Source organism: Xanthomonas sp. SHU 308, assembly GCF_000364645.1.
GTDB classification, from domain to species: domain Bacteria; phylum Pseudomonadota; class Gammaproteobacteria; order Xanthomonadales; family Xanthomonadaceae; genus Xanthomonas_A; species Xanthomonas_A sontii.
This window is the reverse complement of sequence record NZ_AQOK01000436.1, coordinates 1-3,007: the sequence shown is the minus strand read 5'-3', so window position 1 is coordinate 3,007 and position 3,007 is coordinate 1. Positions and strand designations below refer to the sequence as shown.

Genomic DNA, 3,007 nt, shown 5'->3' with positions numbered 1-3,007 from the left:
GCCGACCGCCGCCACCGCCGCCCCGGCCGCCGCCGTGGCCGCGAATGCGCCGGCGGGCAATGCCGCGGCCGCGCACGAAGCGGAAAGCTCGATCCGCGTCAGCGTCGACAAGGTCGACGCGCTGATCAACCTGGTCGGCGAACTGGTCATCACCCAGGCCATGCTCAAGCAGGTCTCCACCGGCCTGGACCAGGCCGTGGCCGAGCGCCTGTTCGCCGGCCTGGACCTGCTCGAACGCAACACCCGCGACCTGCAGGAAGCGGTGATCGGTGTGCGCATGCTGCCGGTGGACGCGGTGTTCCGCCGCTTCCCGCGCCTGGTCCGCGACCTCTCCACCCGCCTCGGCAAGCAGGTGCGCCTGCGCACGATCGGCGAGGGCACCGAGCTGGACAAGGGCCTGATCGAGAAGATCGCCGATCCGCTGGTGCACCTGGTGCGCAACTCGATCGACCACGGCCTGGAACTGCCGGAGGCGCGCCGCGCCGCCGGCAAGGACGAGACCGGCACCATCACCCTGGCGGCCTCGCACCAGGGCGGCCACATCGTCATCGAAGTCAGCGACGACGGCGCCGGCCTCAACCGCAACCGCATCCTGGCCAAGGCCGCCGAACGCGGCATCGCCGTGCCGGACAACCCGAGCGATGCGCAGGTCTGGGACCTGATCTTCGCCCCGGGCTTCTCCACCGCCGACGCGGTCACCGACCTGTCCGGCCGTGGCGTCGGCATGGACGTGGTCCGCCGCAACATCCAGGGCCTGGGCGGCGAAGTGCAGCTGGAAAGCGAATCCGGCCGCGGCACCCGCGTACTGATCCGCCTGCCGCTGACCTTGGCGATCCTCGACGGCATGACCGTGGCGGTGTCGGGCGAAACCCTGATCCTGCCGCTGGCCTACGTCATCGAGGCGCTGCAGCCCAAGGCCGACGACATCCGCACCATGGCCGGCGAAGGCCGCGTGCTGCGGGTCCGTGGCGAATACCTGCCGATCCTCTCGCTCAGCGACTCCTACGGCTTCGGCCGCATCGAGCAGAGCGAAGAACCGCTGGTGGTGGTGGTCGAGGCCGACGGGCAGAAGCTGGCGCTTGAAGTGGACGAACTGATCGGCCAGCAGCAGGTGGTGGTCAAGAACATCGAGAACAACTACCGGCGCATCAGCGGCATCTCCGGTGCCACCATCCTCGGCGACGGCCGCGTCGCCCTGATCGTGGACATCGGTGGCCTGGTCCGCTCGCTGCGGGTGCAGCAGGCGGCCTGACCGCCCTGCCCTCCCGCGCCACGCCACACACGAGCCCCGGCAGCGATGCCGGGGCTTTTTGTTTGCGGTGCGCGCTGCAGATCGGCGTGTCTGCGTACATGGCCGCCATAGACAGGACGCGCGCTGCACGCAGATGCCCGCCATCCGAGCTGCAAACACCGCAACGCGGCCCTAAAGAACCCGCCGCGATTGCCGATAGCCCATTGAGCGCACAGTTTTTGTCTACATGTGCGTGCCGGTCACACCTGGGGAGGTGGAACCGGCGCTTCAGGGGAGCGATCGGAGGAGCTGCCGGTCGCTGAAGCCGTGCCGCAGCAACGGGGAAAACGGGTCGTGTGTCGTGTTGGCGTGGCTTGAGCGCATGTTTTCGCATGCCTCTCGCCTGTTTTACGCACTTCATCACAGATGAAACCAGCATTACGACCGGTTTTCCCTGTTAACGACCACGCAGTGACTCGTCCATTTTCAGGGGGTTCCAACATGACGTCGCTCTTGCAACGCTACAACGTGGGCCGCCGCCTCGGCGGCGCGTTCGGCCTATTGATCGTGCTGTCCTGTCTGCTGGTCGCGGCCGGCCTGCTGTCCATGTCGCGGGCGCGGAACGAGCTGGACCGCATCGTCAAGATCAACGTCGAGAAGATCCGCATCAGCAACGGCATGCTGGACGACAACGCCAACATCCTGGTCGCTCTCGGCACCTTGGCAACGGTGAGCAGCGAACAGCTCAACCGGGAAGCACTGGAAGAAATCAAGCAACATCGCGCGCACTACATGGAGATGCGCAGGCAACTCGATGCGTTTCCGGCCACCAGCGAACGCATCCGCACGCTGCGCGCGGAGATCGATGCGCAACGGGCGGTCGCAGGCAAGCTCAACGATCAGGTGATTGCGCTAGGCACGGCCAATCGCAACGACGAAGCGCAAGCCCTATTGAACGAAAAGGCGCGACCGGCCACCGCCGCCTGGCAGGCCAAGATTCGGGAAAACGCCGATATCCAGGACGCGCAGATGAAGCAGGCCTATGCCACGGCCACCGAGGCGATGACCGATGGCCGCAACATGCTGCTCGGCGGCGGCCTGGCCGTGCTGATCGTCAGTGGCCTGCTGGCCTGGACCATCACCCGCAGCCTGACCGGACCGCTGAACCAGGCCACCCGCGCCGCCGAAGCCATTGCCGATGGACGCCTGGACAACGACGTGGCCACCGAGGCACGCGACGAACCCGGCCGCCTGCTGCTGGCCATGGACCGCATGCAGACCCAGTTGCAGCGCTTCTCCAGCGAAACCGCGCTGATGATCGAACTGCATGCCGACAAAGACATGTCCCACCGCATGCCGCAGGACTTCCCCGGCGTCTACGGCGAGCTGAGCAAGGGCATCAACACCATGATGTTCGAGCACCTGGACGCCATCGTCGACGCCATCGGCGTGCTCAACGAATACGCCAATGGCGACCTGCGCCGCGACGCCCGCCGCCTGCCCGGCAGCCGCGCGGTGCTGCACGAATCGATGGACGCGGCCAAGGCCAGCCTGCTGGCGATCAACACCGAGATCAAGCGTCTGGCCGCCGCCGCCGCGGCCGGCGACTTCAGCGCCCGCGGCGATGCGGCGCACTTCCAGCACGACTTCCGGCTGATGGTGCAGGACCTCAACGCGATGATGGAGGTCAGCGACCGCAACCTCGGCAAGCTGTCGGCGTTGCTGCAGGCCATCGCCGCAGGCGACCTCACCGCGCGCATGGAAGGCGAGTTCCAC

Annotated in this window: 2 protein-coding genes; both read left to right on the top strand. The window is 67.1% G+C overall.

Going from position 1 to position 3,007, the window contains the following annotated elements; all coding sequences use genetic code 11:
• Positions 1–1,252: chemotaxis protein CheW (locus D588_RS0114285; RefSeq protein WP_017916470.1), on the top strand; the 1,252-nt coding region annotated here is incomplete at its 5' end.
• Between the two features lie 480 nt (positions 1,253–1,732).
• The coding region (locus tag D588_RS0114280) for an MCP four helix bundle domain-containing protein (protein ID WP_017916469.1) at positions 1,733–3,007 on the top strand (1,275 nt) is incomplete at its 3' end.